This window comes from Microbacterium sp. VKM Ac-2923, assembly GCF_022815605.1.
Taxonomy (GTDB): Bacteria; Actinomycetota; Actinomycetes; order Actinomycetales; family Microbacteriaceae; genus Microbacterium.
Genome location: NZ_JALGRP010000009.1, coordinates 15,795 through 39,083 on the forward strand (window position 1 = coordinate 15,795; position 23,289 = coordinate 39,083).

At 71.2% G+C, this 23,289-nt stretch carries 18 protein-coding genes; 6 read left to right on the forward strand and 12 right to left on the reverse strand.

What is annotated here, in order from left to right; genetic code table 11:
- Positions 1 to 77 precede the first annotated feature (77 nt).
- Complete coding sequence (locus tag MT347_RS14010) at positions 78 to 3,320, forward strand: PT domain-containing protein (protein WP_243501866.1); 3,243 nt, start codon at positions 78 to 80, stop codon at positions 3,318 to 3,320.
- Positions 3,321 to 3,520: 200 nt separating this feature from the next.
- Here the strand turns inward: MT347_RS14010 and MT347_RS14015 are convergent, their stop codons facing one another.
- Positions 3,521 to 4,999 carry an XRE family transcriptional regulator gene (locus MT347_RS14015; protein WP_243501867.1) on the reverse strand — a complete coding sequence of 493 codons (1,479 nt, stop codon included), beginning with the start codon at positions 4,997 to 4,999 and terminating at the stop codon, positions 3,521 to 3,523.
- Positions 5,000 to 5,126: 127 nt separating this feature from the next.
- Here MT347_RS14015 and aceA point away from each other — a divergent pair, with 127 nt between their 5' ends.
- Complete coding sequence (aceA, locus tag MT347_RS14020; protein ID WP_243501868.1) at positions 5,127 to 6,443, forward strand: isocitrate lyase; 1,317 nt, start codon at positions 5,127 to 5,129, stop codon at positions 6,441 to 6,443.
- Between the two features lie 124 nt (positions 6,444 to 6,567).
- A complete protein-coding gene (gene aceB, locus MT347_RS14025; RefSeq protein WP_243501869.1) occupies positions 6,568 to 8,226 on the forward strand; it encodes a malate synthase A in 1,659 nt (552 codons plus the stop codon).
- 62 nt (positions 8,227 to 8,288) lie between these two features.
- Here aceB and MT347_RS14030 read toward each other — a convergent pair whose 3' ends face one another.
- The gene (locus MT347_RS14030) at positions 8,289 to 8,774 is read right to left on the reverse strand and encodes a DUF1990 family protein (protein WP_243501870.1); all 486 of its coding nucleotides are present in this window, start codon (positions 8,772 to 8,774) and stop codon (positions 8,289 to 8,291) included.
- A gap of 446 nt (positions 8,775 to 9,220) precedes the next feature.
- Between MT347_RS14030 and glp the strand changes: the two genes are divergently transcribed.
- Together glp and MT347_RS14040 are read left to right on the forward strand one after the other, a co-directional pair.
- Positions 9,221 to 10,408 (forward strand): gephyrin-like molybdotransferase Glp, encoded by a 1,188-nt coding sequence (glp, locus tag MT347_RS14035; RefSeq protein WP_243501871.1) that lies wholly within the window; start codon positions 9,221 to 9,223, stop codon positions 10,406 to 10,408.
- Positions 10,402 to 11,235: a DUF6457 domain-containing protein gene (locus MT347_RS14040; protein WP_243501872.1), complete on the forward strand. Its 834-nt coding sequence runs from the start codon at positions 10,402 to 10,404 to the stop codon at positions 11,233 to 11,235. The genes glp and MT347_RS14040 overlap by 7 nt, the downstream gene beginning before the upstream one ends.
- A gap of 45 nt (positions 11,236 to 11,280) precedes the next feature.
- On the opposite strand, the gene MT347_RS14045 is transcribed toward MT347_RS14040, so the two are convergent.
- The 5 genes from MT347_RS14045 to MT347_RS14065 all read right to left on the reverse strand — a co-directional run bounded on the left by MT347_RS14045 (position 11,281) and on the right by MT347_RS14065 (position 15,130).
- Positions 11,281 to 11,676, reverse strand: coding sequence for a type II toxin-antitoxin system VapC family toxin (locus MT347_RS14045; protein WP_243501873.1), 396 nt, complete (start codon positions 11,674 to 11,676; stop codon positions 11,281 to 11,283).
- Complete coding sequence (locus tag MT347_RS14050; RefSeq protein WP_243501874.1) at positions 11,673 to 11,924, reverse strand: type II toxin-antitoxin system Phd/YefM family antitoxin; 252 nt, start codon at positions 11,922 to 11,924, stop codon at positions 11,673 to 11,675. The genes MT347_RS14045 and MT347_RS14050 overlap by 4 nt, the downstream gene beginning before the upstream one ends.
- A 91-nt stretch (positions 11,925 to 12,015) precedes the next feature.
- On the reverse strand, positions 12,016 to 12,918 hold the full coding sequence (locus MT347_RS14055; RefSeq protein ID WP_243501875.1) for a hypothetical protein: 903 nt from the start codon (positions 12,916 to 12,918) through the stop codon (positions 12,016 to 12,018).
- 3 nt (positions 12,919 to 12,921) lie between these two features.
- Positions 12,922 to 13,698: a helix-turn-helix transcriptional regulator gene (locus tag MT347_RS14060; RefSeq protein WP_243501876.1), complete on the reverse strand. Its 777-nt coding sequence runs from the start codon at positions 13,696 to 13,698 to the stop codon at positions 12,922 to 12,924.
- Between the two features lie 253 nt (positions 13,699 to 13,951).
- Positions 13,952 to 15,130 carry a citrate synthase gene (locus MT347_RS14065; protein ID WP_243501877.1) on the reverse strand — a complete coding sequence of 393 codons (1,179 nt, stop codon included), beginning with the start codon at positions 15,128 to 15,130 and terminating at the stop codon, positions 13,952 to 13,954.
- Between the two features lie 52 nt (positions 15,131 to 15,182).
- Between MT347_RS14065 and MT347_RS14070 the strand changes: the two genes are divergently transcribed.
- Positions 15,183 to 16,388 (forward strand): citrate/2-methylcitrate synthase, encoded by a 1,206-nt coding sequence (locus tag MT347_RS14070; RefSeq protein ID WP_243501878.1) that lies wholly within the window; start codon positions 15,183 to 15,185, stop codon positions 16,386 to 16,388.
- 65 nt (positions 16,389 to 16,453) lie between these two features.
- Here the strand turns inward: MT347_RS14070 and MT347_RS14075 are convergent, their stop codons facing one another.
- Genes MT347_RS14075 through MT347_RS14095 form a run of 5 tightly spaced genes read right to left on the reverse strand, consistent with a single transcriptional unit; the run spans position 16,454 to position 23,283 of the window.
- Complete coding sequence (locus MT347_RS14075; RefSeq protein ID WP_243501879.1) at positions 16,454 to 19,405, reverse strand: glycoside hydrolase family 2 TIM barrel-domain containing protein; 2,952 nt, start codon at positions 19,403 to 19,405, stop codon at positions 16,454 to 16,456.
- A complete protein-coding gene (locus MT347_RS14080) occupies positions 19,402 to 20,157 on the reverse strand; it encodes a glucosamine-6-phosphate deaminase (RefSeq protein WP_243501880.1) in 756 nt (251 codons plus the stop codon). The genes MT347_RS14075 and MT347_RS14080 overlap by 4 nt, the downstream gene beginning before the upstream one ends.
- Positions 20,154 to 21,047: a carbohydrate ABC transporter permease gene (locus MT347_RS14085; RefSeq protein WP_243501881.1), complete on the reverse strand. Its 894-nt coding sequence runs from the start codon at positions 21,045 to 21,047 to the stop codon at positions 20,154 to 20,156. Before MT347_RS14085 ends, MT347_RS14080 begins: the two co-directional genes overlap by 4 nt.
- Positions 21,044 to 22,012, reverse strand: a complete 969-nt coding sequence (locus tag MT347_RS14090) for a carbohydrate ABC transporter permease (protein WP_243501882.1) — start codon at positions 22,010 to 22,012, stop codon at positions 21,044 to 21,046. The genes MT347_RS14085 and MT347_RS14090 overlap by 4 nt, the downstream gene beginning before the upstream one ends.
- The gene (locus tag MT347_RS14095) at positions 22,009 to 23,283 is read right to left on the reverse strand and encodes an ABC transporter substrate-binding protein (protein WP_243501883.1); all 1,275 of its coding nucleotides are present in this window, start codon (positions 23,281 to 23,283) and stop codon (positions 22,009 to 22,011) included. Before MT347_RS14095 ends, MT347_RS14090 begins: the two co-directional genes overlap by 4 nt.
- Positions 23,284 to 23,289: the final 6 nt, after the last annotated feature.

Here is a 23,289-nt window from a genome sequence, read left to right on the forward strand (position 1 = left end):
CCGTCATCCCGCACCGCCGTTTCCACACCGCCGTTTCCGCTCCGCCGTTTCCACTCAACGAAGAGAAAGAAAAGACCGTGACCACTTCATCCTCCTCTCCTCACCGCAGGGGCCGACGTCGTCGGCGCACCGCCGTGGCCGCCGTGTCGGTCGCAGCGACGGCCATCCTGACGGTCACCGCCACCGGTGCGTTCGCCTCCGACACCCTTCCGTGGCAGGGGCCGAGCGCCGTCGGCGAGAACCAGCCCTACCAGCACGGTTACACCGCGCCCGACCTCCTGCGATGGGACCCCGCCTCCGACCGGGACGCCGAGATGCTGCGGGCACACGTTCCCCTGCAGCAACGGATCGCCGCCGATCCCGACACGCAGCGGAACCCTCAGCTGCCGTCGGAGACGCAGCTGCTCACCCTGGCCGGCGACTACGGCAACGCGTTCTTCGAGAGCCATCAGGGCACGAACGAATTCAGCCAGCACCTGTTCAATTTCTGGCAGTACACCGACGTCTACGCGCCCTGGCACGGGATGCCCGTCGAGGGCGTGCCGGTCGACTACTACGACCCCTCTCTGGAGTGGACGCAGAAGTGGTTCGAGTTCGGCATGCTCAACCTCCCCAACCCCGCCTACACGAACGCCGCGCACGTCAACGGGGCGCGGTCGCTGGCCTGCATCTTCTTCTCGGCGAACGACCGCGGCGACCAGACTTATCGCGAGCTGCTCGTGCGTGACGCCGACGGATCCTTCCCCGTGGCCGAGAAGCTCATCGAGGTCGCTCAGTACTACGGCTTCGACGGATACTTCATCAACCAGGAGGAGATCGCCGGCGTCGCCCCCGCCGACGTGCCGGTCTACAAGGCATTCCTCAAGGCCCTCCGCGACGGCGGGATGTACGTGCAGTGGTACGACTCCACCGACAGCCCGAGCGGTTCACTGACCTACCAGAACGAGTTCAACGGCATCAACAGCCCCTGGGTGAAGGATGCCGACCTCGGGCGCGTGAGCGACTCCATGTTCCTGAACTACTGGTGGAACTCCGACAAGCTCGCCGCATCGCAAGCGCACGCCACCTCGCTGGGTCTCGACCCGCTCGAGACGGTCTATGCCGGCGTCGAAGCGGGCAAGGACCAGTTCTCGCAGGTCTACGACCTCGACCAGATCTTCGACGGGAACGGTGACCCGCGCGTCTCAATCGCCACCCTGGGAGCGGACTTCGTTTCGAGCGACTACGCGAACAAGACCGATGACGCGAAGCAGTGGGAGGTGTTCGATCGCGAGCGCCGGTGGTGGACGGGCTCCTCCACCGGAGCGACCACCCCGGAGAGCGGATGGGACGGCGTGGCGAAGTACATCGCGGAGCGGTCCGTGATCTCCGGCACCGAGTTCTCGACGGACTTCTCCACCGGGCACGGACTATCGACCTGGGTCGACGGCGAGCTCTCCAGCGAGGCCGAGTGGGGCGACATCAACCGGCAGGACTACCTGCCCACCTGGCAGTGGTGGGTCGACACGGCATCCACGACCCCTCTGGTCGCGGACTTCGACTACGGGCCGGAGTACGTCTCGGCCGAGCGATTCGCGTACGCACCCGTCGGAGGCTTCAACGGCGGTAACTCGCTGGTGCTCAGCGGGCGTCTGGATGCCGACAACACGGCGCGGCTGTTCAAGACCGATCTCGACGTGACCGCCGAGTCGCAGGTGGAGCTCACCTACGCCAAGTCGACCGCCGACGACTCCGAGCTGCGCATCGCGGCGGTCTTCGCCTCGGACCCCTCGACCGTCGTCGAGCTGCCGATCGCCGACAGCGGTGCGGCGACGGGCGGCTGGCGCACGGCGACCGTCGACCTCGCCGACCGCGCGGGTGACAGCCTGATCACGATCGGGCTCACGGCCGGCGCGGGTGCCGCGCCGATCGACGGATACCAGGTGAACGTCGGCGCTCTCCGCGTGGTGACGGGTCAGGCCGGCGTTCCGGCGGCTCCGAGCGGCTTCGCCGTCGACGAGTACCTTCCCGGCAGCGACGAGCTCTTCGTCTCGTGGGAGCTCGGCGACTGGAACGACGTGCGGCGGTACGAGCTCTACCTGGGCGACGAGTATCTGGGCGGCGGGTTCGACCAGGTGCACTACGTCAAGAACATGCCCGAGCGTGCGGGTGAGCTGCGTCTCATCGCGGTCGGACCCGACGGGACGCGCAGCGAAGCGGCCGTCGTACCCTTCGATCCCGCCGCGGCGCCGGCGACGGTGACGACGTCGCAGGACGCCGACCGTCTCGACGTGACGTGGACGGGTTCGCCGGCCGCGGCGACGGTCACGCTGCGCGAGCTCGACTCCGACCAGTCGTGGCAGAGGGATGCCGCTGCGGGCACCGCGACGGTCGCCTTCGAGGGCGTGCCGACAGACGGCGGTCGCTACAGCGTCACGGTCGCTCCCTCGGGTTCGAGCACGGCGGCCACCGCGCGTGCCGCGTTCACGGACACCGAGATCACCGCGTATCCCGCCGAGGCCGCACGCTTCGACGGCGACAACGTCCGCCTCACCCGTCCCGATCTCGACGACTGGCACACGCTGAAGATCCTGGAGGACGGCCAGCCCCTGCAGTTCGACACCACGTACTCGCAGGGACCGCGCCCGTACATCATCCGGGGTCGCACCACCTACCCGGCGATGAACCCGACGCTGTCGTCGACGACGAGCGAAGTGGTCGCGGTCATCGAGGATTACGCGGGCAACACCGCACGCACGGTTCTCCGTGCCGGCCCGACGACGGAGCCGACACCGACGCCGGAGCCGACGCCGACCGCGGAGCCGACGCCGGAGCCGACCCCCACCGCGGAGCCGACTCCGACCGCGGAGCCGACGCCCGAGCCGACGCCGACCGCGGAGCCGACGCCGACTGCCGAGCCGACGCCGACCGCGGAGCCGACGCCGGAGCCGACCCCCACCGCGGAGCCGACTCCGACCACGGGTCCGACCGCTCAGCCGACCACCGGCCCGACCACGGGTCCGACCGCTCAGCCGACAACCGGCCCGACCACGGGCCCGACCGCCGAGCCGACCACGGGTCCGACCGCGCAGCCGACAACCGGCCCGACCGCTCAGCCGACGTCGGGCGCGACCGCGCAGCCGACGATCGCCCCGACTCCGCAGACGTCGGTGACCGCCGGCCCCGGGGGCACATCGCTGCCGGGTAAGCCGGCGGGGAGCGGATCGCGCGGGCTGGCTGCGACCGGGATCGATGGAGCGGGATGGCTCGCGGTCGGTGGGATCGCGCTCGCGATGATCATCGTCAGCGTGCTGCTGCGACGCCGGAGCCGCCTCCGGTGAGCACATGCCGCGCCGGAGGGCCGATCACCCCTCCGGCGCGGCACACGCCCCGTCTGATCGGTTCGCAGTGATCGACCGCCCCGAAGTCCCGGCTTCGTGGATGGCGTCCTCGTCGTCGAGCACACCGCTGCGCCCTCGCCGAGGTGACGCCTTCTCGCGGACCGTTCACCCCCTTCGGGGGAGGATTCCCCGCTCGCGCGTCACTCGCGCGGAGCGTGCGCCGCGAGGAATTCGTACATCTCCGTCGCGTCGACGCCCGGGAAGGCGCCGGTCGGCAAGGTGGCCAGCAGCGTCCGAGGCGTGCGCACGTTCGGCCAGGCCTGATCGCGCCACGCCTCTTCGAGGGCGGCGGGGGCGCGACGACAGCACGTCTCGACCGCGTGACGCGAAACGCCGCGGTTGGGGGTGTCACGCCCGCGGAACCACCGGGTGTCGTCGAAGCGCACTCCCACGCTCACCGAGTGCGCCCCCTCGCTCGACTGCTCCACCCGTGCCGTGCACCAGTAGGTGCCGTTTCCGGTGTCGGTGTACTGGTAGTAGGGGTTGAAGAGGTCGTCCTCGTCGAAGACGACGCGGCTCGTCCACCGTCGGCAGCACATCTGCCCCTCGATCGACCCGAGGCGATCCGTGGGGAAGTTCACGTCGTCGTTCTCGTACGCCTTCGTGATCGTGCCCGACTCGTGCACCTTGAGGAAGTGCACCGGGATGCCGAGGTGCACGGTGGCGAGGTTGGTGAAGCGGTGCGCGGCGGTCTCGTACGACACCGAGTAGGCGTCGCGGAGGTCTTCGATGCTGATCGTGCGCCGCTCCTTCGCCTCGCGCAGGACCGGCACGACGTGCGCCTCGGGCATCAGCAGCGCCCCGGTGAGGTAGTTCGTCTCGACGCGCTGGCGGAGGAACTCGTCGTAGCTCGTCGGCTCGCCGTGACCGAGCACCCGGCTCGACAGGGCCTGCAGCACCGCTGCGCGAGGATCTGCTTTGGCGACCTTCGTCGAGAGGTAGAGGCGTCCGTTCTTGGCATCCGCGATGCTGCGCGTCGACGACGGCAGGTCGGGCACGTAGTGCAGCGAGAAGCCGAGGTGGGCGGCGATGTCGCTCGCCCCGCGCTGGGTGAGCGGTCCTCCCGGGTGGTCGATGCTGTCGAGCAACGCGGATGCCACGCGCTCGAGCTCCGGGAAATGGTTGTCCTGCGTGCGCATCAGGCGGCGCAGGGCGACGTTCGCGCGACGCGCCTCCTCGGGCGTCGCCGAGCGTTCCTCGCGGAGACGCTCGATCTCGGCCCGGAGCGTCAACATCGCCGTGAGCACCTCGTCCGGCACCGCGCGCCCCATGCGGAACGGGGCGATGCCCAGCGCCTTGAACGTCGGGCCGCGCATCGCGCGCTCCACCGACAGCTCGAGGGTGGCGCGGGCGTCGAGGGGCTCGGCATCCAGGATCTGATCGAGTCGGCACTCCAGCGCCCGCGCGATCGCCTGCAGCAGGGTGAGCTTCGCCTCGCGCCGGCCGTTCTCGATCATGGACATCTGACTCGGCGCCCGGCCGACGGCGCCGGCGAGGTCGTCGAGCGTCATTGCGCGCGCGGTGCGCAGCTGACGGATGCGCCGGCCGATGGTGAGGGTGTCCACCTCGCCATCGTCGAGCGGAAGGGATGCCGAGGGGAGCGAGACGCCGGTGTCCATGAGCCAGAGTCTCACAGCAGCGGAAGATCGGGCGATCTTCACACCCCTCCGTCGCTCTCAGAGCCGTGATCTTCGCCCACAGTGGTGGTCACGGGGCACCGAGGCCCCGGCATCCGAAGGAGGAGACATGACGATCCAGGCCACCCCCGCCGCCCCGCCCCTGCGCGCCGGAGACCAGACCGAGACCGCCGCCGAGCTCCGTGCCGCCTGGGACGCCGACCCCCGCTGGGACGGCGTCGAGCGCACGTTCTCGGCCGACGACGTCGTCCGCCTGCGCGGAACCGTCCGCGAAGAGGCGACTCTGGCCCGTCGCGGAGCGGAGAACCTCTGGAACCTCCTGCACACCGAGGAGTACGTCCGCGCGCTCGGCGCCTACACCGGCGGTCAGGCCGTCCAGCAGGTGCGAGCGGGGCTCAAGGCCATCTACCTCAGTGGCTGGCAGGTCGCCGCCGACGGGAACCTCGCCGGTCAGACCTACCCCGACCAGAGCCTCTACCCCGCCAACAGCGTCCCTGCGGTGGTCCGTCGCATCAACAACGCCCTGCTGCGTCAGGACCAGATCGAGCGCGCCGAAGGAGAGGTCAGCCGGGATTGGCTCGCGCCGATCGTCGCCGACGCGGAGGCCGGGTTCGGCGGACCGCTGAACGCCTACGAGCTCGCGCAGTCGCTCATCCAGGCCGGAGCTGCCGGCATCCACTGGGAAGACCAGCTCGCCAGCGAGAAGAAGTGCGGCCACCTCGGCGGCAAGGTGCTCGTGCCGATCCAGCAGCACATCCGCACCCTCAACGCCGCCCGTCTCGCGGCCGACGTCGCGGGCGTGCCGACGGTGATCATCGCCCGCACCGACGCTCTCGCCGCCGACCTGCTCACCAGCGACGTCGACGAGCGGGACGCGCCGTTCCTCACCGGGGAGCGCACGTCCGAGGGCTTCTCCCGGGTGCGTCCGGGACTGGATGCCGTCATCGCCCGCGGTCTCGCCTTCGCGCCCCACGCCGATCTGCTGTGGGTCGAGACCGGCGAGCCTGACATCGCGGTGGCCCGTGCCTTCGCCGAGGCCGTCCACGCCCGCTACCCCGGCAAGATGCTCGCGTACAACTGCTCGCCGAGCTTCAACTGGAAGCGCCACCTCGACGACGCGCAGATCGCGACCTTCCAGGCCGACCTGGCCGCCATGGGCTATGCCTTCCAGTTCATCACCCTGGCCGGCTTCCACGCCGTCAACCACTCGATGTTCTCCCTCGCCCGCGGCTACGCCGAGCGCGCCATGAGCGCCTACGTCGAACTGCAGGAAACCGAGTTCGCCGCCGAAGCCGACGGATACACCGCCACACGCCACCAGCGCGAAGCGGGCACCGGCTACTTCGACGTCGTCTCCACGGCGCTCAACCCCGACAGCGCCACCCTCGCCCTGGCGGGCTCCACCGAGACCGCGCAGTTCCACTGACCCGTTCTGAGTGTCCACGACACCCGGACGGTTTCGAACCTCCTCCGGGTGTCCTGGACACTCGGCATCCCCCCTCGCGTCGCGCGGGTGGCGGGTGCCGAACCCGACACAGAGAGCCACGACCATGACCCTTCTCACAACTCCGCCACCCGCCACCGAAGAATCGCGGATGCCGCAGACTCCGGCATCCGTCCCCTCCCTGCACCTCGAACGGCCTCTGCGGGGCCGAGACGCCGAGATCCTCACCCCCGCCGCCATCGCGTTCGTCACCGACTTGCACGACCACTTCGCCCGGCACCGGCACGACCGGCTCGCCGCGCGCCTGCGGCACCGCTACGACGTGGGAATGGGCGCCGATCCGCACTTCCGCGCCGACACCGCGCACATCCGCGACAGCCCGTCGTGGCGCGTGGCCGGGGCGGGACCCGGGCTGGAGGACCGCCGCGTCGAGATCACCGGGCCGACCGACCCGAAGATGACGATCAACGCGCTGAACTCCGGCGCCCACGTATGGCTGGCCGACCAGGAGGATGCCACCTCGCCCACCTGGAGCAACGTCATCGGCGGTCAGCTCTCGCTGTTCGACGCGATCCGGGGGCAGCTGTCGTTCACCAGCGCCGAGGGCAAGCGATACGAGGTCACCGCCGAGCGCAGCCCGACCATCGTGATGCGGCCGCGCGGGTGGCACCTCCCCGAGAAGCACCTGACGTTCACCGATCGCTCGGGCCGCCGGCTGCCGGCATCCGGATCCCTCGTCGATTACGGCCTCTACGTCTTCCACAACGCCCACGCCCTGATCGCTGCGGGGCGCGGGCCGTACTTCTACCTGCCCAAGATCGAATCGGCCGAGGAGGCCCGGCTCTGGGACGACGTGTTCTCGTTCACCGAGGAGCGCCTGGGCCTGGACCACGGGACGATCCGCGCGACGGTGCTGATCGAGACGCTGCCCGCGGCCTTCGAGATGGAGGAGATCCTCTTCGCCCTCCGCGACCATTGCGCGGGACTGAACGCCGGACGGTGGGACTACATCTTCTCGATCATCAAGACGTACCGCGGTCGCGGGGCGCGCTTCGTCCTGCCGGATCGGAGCGAGGTGACCATGACGGTGCCGTTCATGCGGGCCTACACCGAGCTGCTCGTGCAGACGTGCCACAAGCGGGGCGCATATGCCATCGGCGGCATGAGCGCGTTCATCCCCAACCGTCGTCGGCCCGAGGTGACCGCGGCCGCGTTCGAGAAGGTCGCCGCAGATAAGCGTCGCGAGGCGAACGACGGCTTCGACGGGACGTGGGTGGCCCACCCCGACCTCATCCCCGTCGCGCGAGCAGAGTTCGACGCGGTCCTCGGCGATGCGCCCCACCAGCTCGCGCGCACGCGCGACGACGTGTCCGTCACCCCCGCCGACCTGCTCGACCTGCGCATCGGCCGGCCGATCACCGCGGCGGGCGTGCACGCGAACGTGTCGGTGGCGATCCGCTACATCGAGGCGTGGCTGCGGGGTCTCGGGGCCGTCGCCATCGACGACCTGATGGAGGATGCGGCCACCGCCGAGATCGCGCGGTCGCAGATCTGGCAGTGGATCCATCAGGACCGGTCGACCGAGGAGGGCGTCGCCATCACCCGCGCGTTCGTCGAAGAGAGCGTGCAGAGCCTTCTGCGCACAGTGCAACGCTCCGACGGCGACCGCTTCGCCGATGCCGTCGAGATCTTCCGTGAGGCGGCGCTCCGCGAGGAGTTCCCCGCGTTCCTCACACTGGCGGCCTACTCGTCGTACCTCGACTGATCGCTCACGGTCGCGCCCCTCCCGCCACCCGCGGGAGGGGCGCCTCCGCGGAAAACCCGAGGTCAGAGTGCGTGCAGGTACCGCCGCGTCATCCACGCCTGCACGAGGCGCCCGAGCGGGGCGCCGACGCGCGTGAACCAGCGGCCCGGTTTCGAGAACGCCGCGATCTCGAAGGCGACCTCGTCCGACGGGCCGAGCGTCAGCGTGAACCGCTCCTCCCCGCGCTCGGGGTGACCCGGCAGTGTTCCGTACGCGAAGCCAGCCAGGGTGTCGGTGCGCTCGGCCCACACGACCAGACACGGGATGCGGACGCTCAGGATGCCGAACCCCAGCCGCATCGTCACGCGGCTGCCGGTGCGCATCGGCGACTTCGACAATTCGACCCGAGCGCCCGCCCGGCGCTGCACCTCTCCCGCGAGCAGAGCGTCTGCGGCTCGCTCGAAGTCGGCCCGCCCGTGCCCGATGATGCGCCGAGCCCGCACGTGGTGGTACCCGGGCGGCATCACGCCGGCTGTCGCGCCGACCTCGTCGTAGGTCAGGCCGTCCATGCGTTCACGGTAGCCGGGCGCACCACGCGGGTCGGCGGGGTTGCGGCGGCGGGCGGGGCTCGGTGGCGGGGGAGGGGTGGTGGCCCGGTGGCCCGGTACCGGGGGGAGGGGCGGCGGCCGGTGGCTCGGTGCCGGGGGAAGGGGCGGCGGCCCGGTGCCGGGGGAAGGGGCGGCGGCGGAGGGCATTCGGCGGGGGGAGGACGAGGAAGTGCTCGCGCGTCCTCCGCTCCCCGGATCTCCTCCCGCCGCGGCGCCGCCCGGGCCGCCGCGCCGCTGCCGGCGCCCGTCGCGCCGCCGCCGGGGCCGCCGCGCCGCTGCCGGGGCCGCCGCGCCGCTGCCGGGGCCCGCCGCGCCGCCGCCGGGGCCCGCCGCGCCCCGTTCGGGAGCGATGTCGGCGCCCGCGCCTACGCTGGAGCCATGCCCGTCCCCACCGCCCGGCCGACCGCGTGATCGGGGTCGCCGACCACCTCGCCGCCGTCCTCGCGGCGGTGGAGCCCTTCGCCCCCGAGCAGCGCGACGTCGCGGCGGCGCGCGGGCGGGTGCTGCGGCATCCGGTGTCCGCGGGCGTCGACGTGCCGGCCTTCGACTCCTCGGCGATGGACGGCTTCGCGGTGCGCGACCTCACCGCGCCCGCGACCCTGCGCGTGATCGCCGACCTGCCCGCCGGCACCGGTCTGAATCCCCGAATGGATGCCGGTGACGCCGTCCGCATCATGACGGGGGCGCCCGTGCCGACCGATGCCACCGCGGTCGTCCCGTTCGAAGAGACGGAACGCGGACTCGCCGGGGGGCTCGACCCGGTCACCGTTCTGGTCCCGCCGCGCGGGCCGGGTGCGCACATCCGCCGCCGCGGCTCCGACGTGCGCGCGGGCGACCTCGTCGTGCCGGCGGGAGTACGCCTGAACGCGGCGCGGATCGGCGCGATCGCGGCATCCGGGATCGGCACCGTCTCGGTGTCGCGCGCGGCGCGCGTGGCCGTCGTGTCCACGGGGTCCGAGCTCATCGCCCCGGGCGTCGGGCTTCGACGCGGGCAGATCCCCGAGTCCAACAGCGTGCTGCTCGCGGGGCTGGCGGAGGAGGCCGGCGCCGAGGTCGTGCTGCGTACCAGCGTGGGCGACGAGGGGGAGGGACCCCGCCGCGCGATCGCCGCCGCAGAAGCGGCCGGGGCCGACGTCGTGGTGTTCTCTGGCGGGGTGAGCGCGGGCGCGTATGAGGTGGTGAAGAACACCCTCGGAGACCTCATGCGCTTCGAGCGCGTGCGCATGCAGCCCGGCAAACCGCAGGGATTCGGGCGCACTCCCGGCGGCATCCTGCTCTTCGGCCTTCCCGGCAACCCGGTGAGCGCAGCGGTGTCGTTCGAGCTGTTCGCGCGTCCGGCGCTCCGGGCGTTGGAGGGCGAAGCCGACCTCGGCGGTGAGGCGGTGCGCGTCGCCCTCACCGCCGGTCGCCGCGCCCGGCCCGACCGCGTGCAGTACGTACCGGTGCGCGTCGACCGCAGCGACCCTGCTCGCTGGACCGCCACGCCGACGGCGCATGGGACGCGCGGTCTCGGCGACGCCGACGGGCTCGCCGTCATCCCGCCCAGCGACGACGATCTGGTCGCCGGAGACCTCGTGACGGTGACCCGGTGGTGAGCGTCGACGCGATCCTGCTGGCGGGAGGACGCGGGTCGCGGGTGGACGGGGCGGTGAAGCCGCTGTTCGAGGTGAACGGGTCGACGCTGCTGCACAGGGCGGTCGCCGCCGTCCGCGCGAGCGGCGCGGGCCGCGTCGTCGTCGCGGCGCCCGTGCTCGACGCGCGGCTCGACGTCGTCTGGGTGCGCGAGGACCCGCCCTTCGGCGGCCCGGTCGCGGGGATCGTCGCGGCCCTCCCCGAGGTGGATGCCGAGGAGGTCTACGTCATCGCGTGCGACCTGCCCACCGCGGATGCCGCGGTGGCGCTGCTTCCCGCCCCGCTCCCGGTCGGGGTCGACGGTGCATGCCTCGACGACGGCCGACGCCAGTGGCTCATCGGCCGGTACCGCACCGCGTCGCTGCGGGCAGCGGCATCCCCTCTCCCCGGCCGCGGACGCGACGCGTCGATGCGGGCCCTGCTCGGGGGGCTGGTCGTGACCTCGGTGACGGTGGATCCGGCCCTGACGCATGACGTCGACACGTGGGACGATCTTGAAGCAGCCCGAGGAGGAGCAGCCATGACCGAATCCCGCACCCTGCCGCCCGAGGCGCTCGACGACTGGAGCGCCGCACTCGCCGAGCGCTTCGACCTGGGCGAGGGCGACATCCCCATCTCGTTGATCCTCGACCTCGCTCGCGACGTCGCCAACGGCGTGGCCCGGCCCGCGGCCCCGCTGAGCGCGTTCGTCGCGGGGCTGGTCGCCGGCCGCGCGGGCGGCTCGCCCGCCGACACCGAGGCTGCGGTCGCGGCGGTCGTGGAGCTGGCCCGCGGGTGGGAGACCCGCTGAGCGCACCGCGCTGACGGTGGTCGGGGCGGCGGCCTCGAACCCTGGTCAGCCGCGGGCGACGATGTCGACGGCGAGGCCGCCTGACGCGGTCTCGAGACGCGAGTCGTTCGTCCAGAAGGCGGTGCACCCGGCTTGACGGGCGACCGCGAGATGCAGGGCATCCGCCGTCTGCAGGCCCCGATGGCGTGCGCGCAGCAACGCCGCGTCGAGGTAGGCGTCGGGCTCCACCGGCAGCAGTTCGAAAGCGTCGAAGGCGCTCCACATGGTCGATTGCGCCTCGGCGTCGGCATCCCGCATCGGTTTCACGAGTGCCTCGAGCATGACCAGGGGGCTCGTGGCGAGTGGCTCGTCCGCGCCTGCGAGAGCGGCGCGCGTGCGCTCGCCGATGTCGTCGTCGCGCTCGACCGCGTAGATGATCAGGCAGCTGTCGACGTAGATCACGCCCCGGCGGCCCGGTTCTCGGCGATGATCGCGTCGATCTCGTCGACCGGCCGCGCCCGGTCCGGGGTGAGGGGATTCTTCGCCAACCATCCCGCGAACGCGTTGCGGGTGCGTGAGGGGGCCTCGTCGATCGGTACGATCCGCGCCACCGGCACGCCGCGCCGCGCGATCGTGACCTCGATCCCCGACTCGGCGTCGGCGATCAGCTTCGAGAGGTTGTTCCGCGCTTCCAGGACGTTGTACATCATGGCGGCATCCTAGCCAGGAACCTGGCTAGGCGGTGTGCCCGTTGAAGGCGACATCACCTCCGAGCGAAACGCGACGTGGGGGCTCCGTGAATCACCGGCGTTCTCCTCGCCGGTCCACCATCGTGCACGTCGTGAGGAAGGAGATCAGTCTGGTCCCGTCGTCCGTGCGAAATACCTCGTCCAGCGCGACGTTGAACTCTTCCTGCCGCGCGTAAGGGATGTTGAGGGGCTCGAAGCCCGAATGGATGAGAGCGCCCGTCATCATGATCCTGGCGGTGCGTTTGTTCCCGTCGAAGTAGAACTGGGACCGGGTTGCCGAGGCGAAGTACACCAGGGCGCGCGCTCTCGGATCGCCGAGTGCGCCGAGCGCGGCGAGCAGGTTCGTGTAGTCCTCCCGGAGCTGCTCTCCGTTCGTCCCGGTCGGGTCACCGTCGACGGTCCCGCCGCTGGCAAGCGTGACGGAACCGCCGCCGTGCACGCTCCCCTCGCCACGGAAGGTGCCCGACTCGATCGCCTCGTGTCTGGCGATCGCACCGTGGATGCGGTCGCTCATCTCCTTGCTCAGCGAGAAGGAGTCGTCGCGCACCGCGCTGATCATCAGGTCCATGCCCTCACTCAGGGCGAGGATCTGCTCGGCCTCCTCGAGCTTCTTCCCCCCGACGGTCACACCATCCAGCAGGGTCTGCACCTGCGGCAGCGTGAAGGTGTTGCCTTCCAGGGCGGCCGCGTTCCAGACCAGTTCGGGCAACGATTTCTCGAGTCGGAAGAGCGACCGCTCCACCGCAGACGGCTCGATGAGTTCGAAGTCGACCGCACCAGGTCGCCACGTGATCCGGCCCGTGCCCTGCTCGCGGGTGGCGTCGCCGACGAACGGATCGCGGATCGAGGCCTCCGCCCGGTGTCGGGCACGGTTCTGCTGCGCACGCGCGGCGAAGTCCGCCGAGGTCATGCCCCACTTCTTCAAAGACTGCTCCTCAGCGCTCTCTTCGCTCATCGTTCACCACCCTTCCGTGATCTCGGCAGCCAGATGGTCGTAGCCCAGCCCGTACAGGTCGATCGCCGCCTGGATCGGCGACACGATCTGCTGCTCCCAGACCGGCGGCATCATCATGTCGACCAGGTACGCCCGCATCGTGGGCGCAACCAGGACACCGGCCGGCTGGTACTCGTCGACCTCGCGCATCGTCGCCGACAGCCGCTCGGCCACCGCGTCGGTATTCGTCGACCAGGCCACCACGGGACCGGGGTCCGGGGCGTGGCCGAGGTAGACGCGAGCAGCGGCAACTCCCGACAGCGCCCCACTCAGCGGACGCAGCGCACTGTTGGCCACTTCGATCGTCTGCTGCTGCGTGAGCCCCGGCTTCGGGGCGAAGAACCGGGCCCCCTTCCGGTGCTGCGCGGCCGAGTACCGGCCCGCCAATTCGAGTAATCGATTCCGGTCGGGGCCAGCGTGACGCTCGAGGCGAGCCATCCACTCATCGATCCGACGGACTTCCTCAGGCGACGTCACCTCCCAGCCTTCGAGATCCTCCCGGGTCGGGGTGGCCGGGTCGGCGAGCACTCGCGCGGCCATGGCGGCCGCCGGGTCACTCGCGGGGACGAGCTGCACCTCGATGTCGTACCCGGCCGCCAGCGCGAGCTCGCGAAGCGTCTCGATCGTCGGGGAGGACACTCCATCGCGCACCCGGCGCACGGTCATGCGAGAGAGCCCGGTCGCGCGCGCCGTCGCGGTCGGCGTACGTCCGAGGTGCTCGATCAAAGATGGAACATCCATGCGCCCAGCGTAACAAGCATGTTTCATACGGAACAACGATGTTCCTCATCCGTCGGGTGACAAGGCCGTGCGACGCGATGGCCCTGTCCAAGGCCACGTGGCGCTCCCGCGGACGGGTGGCGGTCACCCCGCAGAGGTGCGGTACCGCACTCTCCGGCGGGCTCGGGCCCCTGGCTTCGCCTGGGCGCTCTACGGAATCGGGTTGAGGCGTGATCCGCAAAGCGAGTGGCAGGCCACGTTGTTCAGTGCACCGTCACGGCCCGACGTACTCGCCCCGCGGCCGCAGGCGCATCGCCGGCTGGGCGTACTCCGCGGCGATGTGCGCGATCCAGCCCGCGAGGCGTCCCACGACGAAAATGGTGCTCGCGGCGTCATCGGGGAGCCGCGCCCCGGATGCCAGGGCGGCCAGCGCGAGATCCACGTTGGGCCGAGTGCGCGCACGGGCGGCGACGGTCTCGCTGAGCCGGGTCACGGCATCCATCGTCGCTTCGCCGTCGGGGAGTGCGGCGAGCAGCGGGAACAGCGCGGCGGCGCGATCGTCGACACCGGGGTACAGGGGGTGTCCGAAACCGGGGATGCCGGTGCCGTCCTGCACCGCGGCGGCCAGCGCGCTCTCGGGGTCGCGGCCGCGACGCACCTGCGTGAGCAGGCGCGAGGTGCGGATTGCAGCGGCGATGTGCAGGGGCGAGTCGGCGGCCCCCAGGGCTGCGCCGACCGCTGCGTATCCGTCGGCGCGGGCCGAAGCCGCGACCCGCGCGGCGAAGGTCGACACGGCCAGGTCGTGGTCGATGAGCAGGATGAGCGCCGCGTTGATCGCGCGGACGGTGGGGTCGTCGCCGACGCTCCAGGTGCCGGCGAGGGATCGCGCCACGTCGGCCTGCGCGTCCCCGCCGAGGGCGACGGGGAGCCCGGTGAGCAAGGTCCAGCCGATGCGGTGCAATGTCGGAGGGGCGGTGTCGTGCCGGAGCGGGTCGTCGGCGGCGAACCCGGTGAGTGCGGCACGCAGGCGATCCATGGCCCCCGCGTGGGGTGGGAGGGCCTCGATCATCGCGCGGGCGCTGCCGATCGCGGTGTCGGGGGTGTCGATCCGCTCCGCATCCCACAACCACGCCACGATGTCGGCGAACGGCTCGTCGACGAGGTCGCGGGCGCGCCGGCCCCGGTACAGCAGTTCGCCGTCTTCGATATCGGCGATGTCGGTCTGCACGACGCCCAGGGGCATACCGGTCGTGGGATGGGTCGGGGTTCCGATGGTCGTGCGTCGCCGCCCCGCCGCGAACGCCTCGAGCTCGAGCGCGTCGAAGGTCGAACCGCGGGCATCGCGTTCGCGGGTGACGAGCCCGCGCGAGACGTAGGCGTACAGGGTGGGGAGCTTCACCCCGAGGCGGGCGGCGGCCTGTGCGGCGGTGAGGCGAGGGAGGGGAGCGGTCATGATGATCCGATCAACGTTGACGCTGGGTTCGTCATGTTCGCACACTGGGCGCATGAGCGACCTGATCGACGTGCCCCGGGGTTTGAACGGTGTCGTCGCCGCCCAGACCACCATCGGCGACGTGAACGGAGAGGCCGGATACTTCCACTACCGTGGGCACTCCGCCGTCGACCTGGCCCGGGAGCGTTCCTTCGAGGACGTCTGGCACCTGCTCGTCGTCGGCGAGCTTCCCGACGCTGCTCGCCGCGCCGCGTTCGCGGACCGCATCTCCGCGGCCCAGGCCGATCCTCGGATGCCGGATCTCATCACCGCCGTCGCGGCACGCACCGACCAGCCGCTCGCGGCCCTTCGCGCGGTGTGGACGCTCGCGGCATCCGTCCGCCGTTCGCCGGCGCTCTACGACCTCGACGATGCTGCGCGGCTCGACGAGGCGATCCGGTTCGCGTCGATCGTGCCGCTGGCCTTGGCGCCCGGCGGCGCCTCGCCCGGCGGCGCCTCAGCGGGTAAAGCCTCGCCCGGCGGCGCTTCGGCGGGCAGCGCCTCGCCCGGCCGAGCCTCGGCGGGCGCCGTATCGCCCGGCGGCGCTTCGACACCGAGTGTCTCGACGGACGCGGGGGTGGTCGCCGACTACCTCGAACGCGTCACGGGGGTGGCTCCCGACGACGCGAAGGTGCGCGCGCTGTCGGCGTACCTGATCGCCGCGATGGATCACGGCTTCAACGCCTCGACGTTCACGGCCCGCGTCATCGCCTCGACCGGGGCCGACATGGCATCCTGTCTCACCGGCGCGCTCGGCGCCCTGTCGGGTCCGCTGCACGGGGGAGCCCCGGCGCGGGCGCTCGACAGCCTCGACCGCGCCGGCGACGACCCGGGACGCTGGATCGCCACGGAGCTCGCGGCCGGGCGGCGACTGATGGGATTCGGGCACGCGGTCTATCGCACGTCCGACCCGCGGTCGGAACTGTTGCGCGAGGTCGCCCGCGGTCTGGGCGGCGACCGCGTCGCACAGGCACTCGTGTTCCAGGAGGAGGCCGAGCGGCAGCTCGCGGCCCGGCATCCCGAGCGGCCGCTCCACGCGAACGTCGAGTTCTACGCCGCGGTCGTGATGGAGCAGTGCGGTATCCCGCGGGCGATGTTCACGCCTACCTTCGCTCTCGCCCGCACGATCGGCTGGACGGCGCACGTGCTCGAGCAGGCGCGCGACCCGAAGATCATCCGGCCCTCGGCGCGCTACGTGGGGCTCGCGTTCGGGGGGTGAACCGCACGTATGAGTTCACCGACCCGGTCTGCCAGCCGATCGCGCGGCGGGCCCGGCGGCCCGCCCTATTCGAGCACCACCGTCCACGACACCGCGCGGGGCCACAGCGCATAGCGCGGCAGCACGTCGGGACCGCACGCGCGCGACCCCAACCCGTGCTGAGCGGCATCGAGGTACAGCCACAGACCGCGCGACGGCGGCAGTTCGTGGGCGTGAGCGACACCGGTCCGCTCCTGCGCCGTGTGGCGGTCGAGCTGGAAGCCCGGCAGGCCGGTCGACCCCGAGGCGACGGCGCGCAGGTGCAGCGGCCCGAGGTCGAGCGCGCGCAGACCCGGCCGGTGCCCCGTCTCCTGCGGGCGACCGTACGCGACGCCGAGGTCGTCGACGGCGGCGTCGAAGCGCCCCACGTACGCCGCCTCGGCGCTGTCGGCGTAGGACTCGGCGGGACCCGTGCCGAACCAGTGCGCCCGCTCGTCGGCGAGGGCGGCGGGCAGCCCGAAGCGCGCGCCGACGCGGGGCCAGGTGCAGTCCCAGGGGCCGAACGGGCGGATGTCGGTGTGCAGCCGCAGGCCGTCGTCGTCGAGGCGCCAGGCGAACGTCGTCTCGATGCCCTGCGCGCTGTGGGCGGCCATCGACCTCAGGCGCTGCACCAGGCCGTCGTCGGTGCGCTCGACCGACAGCACCCGGTGCTGCAGGCGGTCGAGACCGCGTTCGAGCCACCGCACCGCCGACGCCGGGGTGCTTTCGTCGCCGCGGCCGTGGGTGAGCGCCGGGTCGGCGGTCTCGTAGGATCCCTGCCCGTCGAGCTGGTCGTTCTCGGTCGGCGCGCGCCAGAGTTCGGGCAGCGGGCCCGACATCTCCAGGTCGCGCCAGCGCACCAGTCCGCCGCGCCGATCGAACACGGCGTCGCCGAGGGCGTCGCCGTGCCACCTACCGGTGGCCGCGCGAGCCGGGCGCGGGGCGGCGGCGTGCAGCTGCGTCTGGCCGCGCGAGACGACGTGCCCCGCCGGGGCCCACGCGGAGGCCTCGCGCAGCACGACCTCCAGGGTCGCCCAGCGCTCCGTCGTGGCATCCGGGATCTCGGGCAGGTCGACGACGCCCTCGGCGCCCGGAGCGAGCGACGGGAGGTCGAGCGCACCCGAGGCCACCCGGATGCCGTCATCCTCCGCGCGCCAGCGCAACTCGAGGAGATCCGTGCCGAGGGTGTGCTGTCGGTTCCGCACCCGCCACGAACGCCCGCCGAGATGTGCGAGGGTCACGGGGGCCCACACCGCGGCGAGCTCGCCGAGACCGGGCGAGGGCGTGCCATCGGAGAGCACGAGGCCGTCCATCAGGTAGACGCCGTCGTGCACCGGCTCGCCGAAGTCGCCGCCGTAGGCGAAGAACTCGGTGCCGTCGGGGGTGCGGGTGCGGATGCCGTGATCGCGCCATTCCCACACGAAGCCGCCGTGCAGGCGCGGGTACCGCTCGACGAGTGCCTCGTAGTCGGCGAGGGAGCCGGGGCCGTTGCCCATGGCGTGCGCGAACTCGCACAGCACGAAGGGCTTCGCGCGCTGGCGGGCGCCCTCGGCGGGACCGATCTCGTGCACCGGCATCGTCTGGTCGCCGCAGACCGAGGCGATCTCCTCCATCGTCGGGTACATGCGCGAGTACACGTCGGTGTACGCCCCGCCGTAGTCGCCCTCGTAGTGGATCGGGCGGGAGTCGTCGCGCTCGCGGATCCACCCGGCCATCTCGGCGAGATTGCGACCCGTGCCCGACTCGTTGCCGAGCGACCACATCACCACGCTCGCGTGGTTCTTGTCGCGCTCGACCGTGCGGCGCACGCGGTCGAGGCACGCCGCGCGCCAGGCGGGGTCGTCGGCGGGGTTGCCCGTCCACTCGACGTCCCAGAAGCCGTGCGTCTCGAGGTCGCACTCGAGCACGACCCAGAAGCCCAGCTCGTCGGCCAGCTCGAGCACGCGGGGGTGCGGGGGCTGGTGCGCCGTGCGGATCGCGGTGATGTTGTGCCGGCGCATCAGCTCGAGCTCGCCGCGCACGTAGTCCTCGTCGAAGACGCGGCCGCGGTCGGGATCCGTCTCGTGGCGATTGACGCCGCGGAAGATCAGGGGGCGCCCGTCGGCGAGCAGACGGTCGCCGATGATCTCGATGCGGCGGAAACCGACGCGCACGCGCACGGTCTCGGCATCCGTCGACACCTCGACGTCGTACAGGCGCGGCGTCTCGGCCGTCCAGGCCTCGACCGCGTCGATCGACAGCGGAGTCACCGCGCCGGCCTCGGCCCAGGTCGCCTCGATTCCGAGCTCGGGCACCCGCACGGTCACGGGCCAGCCGCCGCGGGGACGTACGTCGAGCGTTCCCGCGCCGGTCGCCGGGTCGCGGTCGCCGCGCGCGAAGACGTCGTCGAGGCCGTTCGCGGGACGCCCCTGCAGCGAGACGCTGCGGAAGATGCCCGGAAGCCACCACTGGTCCTGGTCTTCGAGGTAGCTCGCGGCCGACCACTGGTGCACGCGCACGGCGAGCACGTTCTCGCCGTCGACGAGGTGGTCGGTGACGTCGAACTCGGTCATCAGACGGCTGCCGGTGAACCAGCCGATCTCGGTTCCGTTCAGCCACACCGTCGCGAGCGATTCGACGCCCTCGAACCGCAGCAGCGTGCGCCCGTCCGCGCAGAACGACGGATGCCACTCGAAGACGCGTCGATGATCGCCGGTGGGGTTGGCGTCGGGCACGTGCGGCGGATCGAGGGGGAACGGGTAGCGGATGTTCGTGTACGTCGGGTGTCCGTGGCCGTGCAGCCCCCAGTGCGAGGGCACGGGGATGCGGTCCCATGCGGAGACGTCGGCCTCGACGGCCGCGAACGGCGGCGGGCCGTCGAGGTCGTCGCCCGGATCGGCGTCGTGCAGGAGGAAGGCCCAGTCGCCGTCGAGGCTCTGGACCGGTGCGTCGGAGCGCAACCAGGCGCGCGGGGGCAGGCGGGTGTCGGATCCGGGGGTGGGATCGCCGAGGTGGGTCATCGGTGCTCTCGGAGGGCGTCGGGATCGGCCACGACGGTGACGTCGGGATGCCGTTGCAGGAAGGAAGCGGGGTTGTCGGGGGTGATGGGCCCGGTGAGGGCGGCGCGCAGAGCGGCGGCCTTCGCCGCACCGGATGCCACCAGCACGATACGCCGCGCCGAGAGGATCGTCGCGACCCCCTGCGTCATCGCGTGCGTCGGCACGCGGGAGAGGTCGCCGTCGAAGTGCTCGGCGTTGGCGCGGCGCGTGCTCTCGTCGAGTTCGACGACACGGGTGCGGGTCTCGGCATCCGATCCGGGTTCGTTGAAGCCGATGTGCCCGTTGCGACCGATCCCGACGATCTGCACGTCCACCCCGCCCTCGGCGGCGATGGCCCGCTCGTACGCCGCGCCGTCGGCACCGGTGGAACCGCGCGGCACGCGCACGTTCTCGGCCGGGATGCCGAGGGGCCGGGCGATCACCGAGCGAACGTAGGCCGCGTACGAGCGGGGGTCGGAGGCGTCGAGCCCGACGTACTCGTCGAGGGCGAACAGGCGCAGGCCCTCGGTGGCGAGTCCCTCGGCGCGGCGACGGATGAGTGCCGCGTAGAGCGCGAGAGGGGAGGAACCGGTCGCGACGCCGAGGACTCCGTCGGGGGCGATCATCGCCACGACGTCCGCCGCCACGTCGCCGATGGCGTCGGCGTCGACCATGACGACCCGCGTCCAGGGCGAGATCGGCGCGAGAGGGGCGTGGAGCGTGGTTTCGGTCACTTGATCGCGCCTTTCGCGATGTCGCCGATGAACTGGCGGGCACCGATCAAGAAGACGACGAGCAGCGGCAGCACGGCGAGCAACGCACCGGCCATGACCATGCCGTAGTCCTGGCCGAACGCGGTGTTCAGCTGCGCCATGGCGACCTGCAGGGTCACCTGGTTGGGGTTCGTCAACACGACGAGCGGCCACAGGTAGTCGTTCCACGCGGCGATGAAGGTGAAGATGCCGAGGAAGCCCAGACCCGGGCGGATGAGCGGCAGGCACACCGTGAACCACTGGCGGAAGAAGCCCGCGCCGTCGAGCACGGAGGCATCCATCAGCTCGTCGGGGATGGACGAGATCATGTACTGGCGCAGCCAGAAGATGCCGAACGCGTTGGCCGCGGCCGGGACGACGAGCGCCTGCAGCTGGCCGACCCACCCGAGGTTGGTCATGGTGATGAACTGCGGGATGACCGCGAGCTGCATCGGCAGCATGAAGGTCACGAGCGTGATCGTGAAGAGCGTGCGGCGGAGCGGGAACTCGAACTTCGCGAAGGCGAAGGCCGCGAGCGAGTCGAACACCAGCACGAGGAAGGTCACGCTGCACGCCACGATCACCGTGTTCAGCAAGGATCCCGCGAAATCGATCCGCGCGAACACGGCGCCGATGTTGTCGAACAGGCGCGGGCCCGGGACGAACGTCGGCGGCGAGGTGTAGATGTCGCTCGTGGAGTTGCTGGCCATCACGACCAGCCAATAGAGCGGGAACAGCGAGATGACCGCGCCCGCGGTCAGCACGCCGTATAGCAGCACGCGGCCGGGGGTGGCCTTGCGACGACGGCGTGGGACGCCGACCGTCGTGATGTGCTCGGTGACCGTGGCGGGGGGAGGCGTGGTGACGGTCATGCGCGGGCCTTGTCTTCCTTCTTGCCGGCGGTGAAGCGCCAGCTGATGATGGTGAAGATCACGACGATGAGGAAGACGCCCCAGGCGATGGCGGCGCCGTACCCGAAGCGGTTGTAGCTGAAGGCCTGCTGGTAGAAGTAGAGCACCATGGTCAGTCCGCCCTGGCCCGCGCCGCCGCTGTTCGGATTGGTCGTGCTGGAGCTCGCGGTGAGCACCTGGGCCTCGGTGAAGCTCTGCATGCCGGTGACGGTCGAGACGACGAGCACGAAGATGACCGTCGGGCGCAGCAGCGGCAGCGTGATCGAGAAGAAGCTGCGAATGGGGCCCGCGCCGTCGAGCTTGGCGGCCTCGTACACCTCGCCGCCGATCGACTGCATCCCGGCGAGGAAGATGATCGCGTTGTAGCCGGTCCACTGGTAGGTGATGAGGATCGAGATCGTGAGTTGGATGCCGAAGGGCGTCGACAACCACTGCACGCCGGGGAGTCCGAGCGAGGTCAGCGCCGCGTTGGCCAGGCCGAAGTTCTCGCCGAAGATCGAGCCGAACAGCACCGCCATCGCCACCACCGAGGTGATGTTGGGCACGAAGTAGGCGATGCGGAACGCGGTGCTGAATCGCACGGCGTTGTTCAGGAGCGCCGCCACGGCGATGGCGATGGCGAGCATCGGGAAGGTCGACAGCGCGAAGATGATGAACGTGTTGCGCACCGACAGCCAGAACGTGGGGTCGGTGAACAGACGCGTGTAGTTGTCGATCCCGGTCCACTCCGCCGTGCCGAGGCCGTTCCAGTCCTGGAACGACAGCACGAGCGAGTACGCGGTGGGGAAGAGCCCGAAGGCGAGGAACAGCAGGAAGAAGGGCGCGATGGCCACGTACATCGGCCAGTGCCGGATGAGGCCCCGGCCTCGGGGGCGCGCGCTGGGGCGCACACCCGAGGCCGTCATGACGCGCGTGGCGGATGTCACTTAGAGCGCTCCCACACCTGCTGGGCGGCGGTCAGCGCGTCGTTCCACGCCTGCTGCGGGTCCTTGCCCTGCGACTGCACGTTGGCGAGCTCGGTGATGAAGGGCGCCGCCACCTCGTTGTCGATGGGGCTCGTGTAGCTGATCGGCATCTTCTCGGATGCCGCCTTGAACACGTCCGTCGTCACCTGTCCGCCGAAGAAGGCGTCGGGTTCCTGCAGGGCCGGCTGCTCGAGCGCAGCGGTGGAGGAGGGAAAGTTGCCGACCTCGGTGTAGGTGGTGGCCTGGTTCTCGGCGTCGAGCAGGTACGCGACGATCTTCGCGGCCTCGTCCTTGGACGTCGTGGCCGCGGGGATCGTCAGGAACGAGCCGCCGATGTTGGCGGGACCGCCGGGCATCGCCGTGACGTTCCACTTTCCGGAGGTGTCGGGGGCGTTGCTCTTCAGATCGCCCTGGTACCAGGCGGCGCCGAGCAGCGTGGGGAGCGAGCCGTTGTTGACCGCGGCGGCCCAGTCGGGGCTGCCGTCCTGGATGCCGGCGACGAGGCCGCGTTCGTCAGCCTCGATCGCGGTGTCCCAGGCCTTCTTCACCTGGTCGCTCTCGCCGAGGAACTCGCCGTCCTCCGACACGAACTTGGTCTCGCCCTGGCCCATGACCTTGGTGAAGACGTCTTCCATCGAGACCTCGAGGTATGCGCCGGTGGCGGCCTTGAGCTTCTCGCCGAAGGCGAAGTAGTCGTCCCACGTCTTGGTGGCGGCGGCGACCTCGGCCGGGTCGGTCGGCAGGCCGGCTGCGGCGAGCACGTCGGTGCGGTAGTACAGCGCGGTCGGGCCGATGTCGGTGGGGAGGCCGATAAGCTTGCCGTCCGAGGTGGTGGCCTCGGCGAGCTTCCACTCCGGGAAGTCGGCGAGCATGTCGTCGATGCCGAGGCTCTTGAAGTCGGTGAAGAGGTCGGCCTGCTGCAGGAAATAGGGCATGTCCTCGCCCTTCACCCCCGTGATCGAGGGGATGCCGCTGCGGCCGGTGAAGACGGTGACGAGCTTCTGCTTGACGTCGTCGCCGATGGTGGTGACCTCGAGCTTCGCGTCGGGGAACTCGGTCTTGGCCGAGTCGACCACGCTCTCGCCGATTCCGCCGGGCCAGGTCCAGAGGGTCAGGGGGCCGTCGGACGATCCACCGGCACCGCCGGAGCATGCCGAGAGCGAGACGGCGGCGGCAGCGGCGACGGCGACGGTGCCGAGGACGCGTCGATGGCGCGGGGTGAGGGTCTTCATGGGCGG

Coding starts and splice junctions, on each gene's coding strand:
- MT347_RS14015 (WP_243501867.1), bottom strand. CDS start 4,999: ATGGACACCGGCGTCTCGCTCCCCTCGGCATCCCTTCCGCTCGACGAT.
- aceA (WP_243501868.1), top strand. CDS start 5,127: ATGACGATCCAGGCCACCCCCGCCGCCCCGCCCCTGCGCGCCGGAGAC.
- aceB (WP_243501869.1), top strand. CDS start 6,568: ATGACCCTTCTCACAACTCCGCCACCCGCCACCGAAGAATCGCGGATG.
- MT347_RS14030 (WP_243501870.1), bottom strand. CDS start 8,774: ATGGACGGCCTGACCTACGACGAGGTCGGCGCGACAGCCGGCGTGATG.
- MT347_RS14050 (WP_243501874.1), bottom strand. CDS start 11,924: ATGATGTACAACGTCCTGGAAGCGCGGAACAACCTCTCGAAGCTGATC.
- MT347_RS14055 (WP_243501875.1), bottom strand. CDS start 12,918: ATGAGCGAAGAGAGCGCTGAGGAGCAGTCTTTGAAGAAGTGGGGCATG.
- MT347_RS14060 (WP_243501876.1), bottom strand. CDS start 13,698: ATGGATGTTCCATCTTTGATCGAGCACCTCGGACGTACGCCGACCGCG.
- MT347_RS14065 (WP_243501877.1), bottom strand. CDS start 15,130: ATGACCGCTCCCCTCCCTCGCCTCACCGCCGCACAGGCCGCCGCCCGC.
- MT347_RS14070 (WP_243501878.1), top strand. CDS start 15,183: ATGAGCGACCTGATCGACGTGCCCCGGGGTTTGAACGGTGTCGTCGCC.
- MT347_RS14075 (WP_243501879.1), bottom strand. CDS start 19,405: ATGACCCACCTCGGCGATCCCACCCCCGGATCCGACACCCGCCTGCCC.
- MT347_RS14085 (WP_243501881.1), bottom strand. CDS start 21,047: ATGACCGTCACCACGCCTCCCCCCGCCACGGTCACCGAGCACATCACG.
- MT347_RS14095 (WP_243501883.1), bottom strand. CDS start 23,283: ATGAAGACCCTCACCCCGCGCCATCGACGCGTCCTCGGCACCGTCGCC.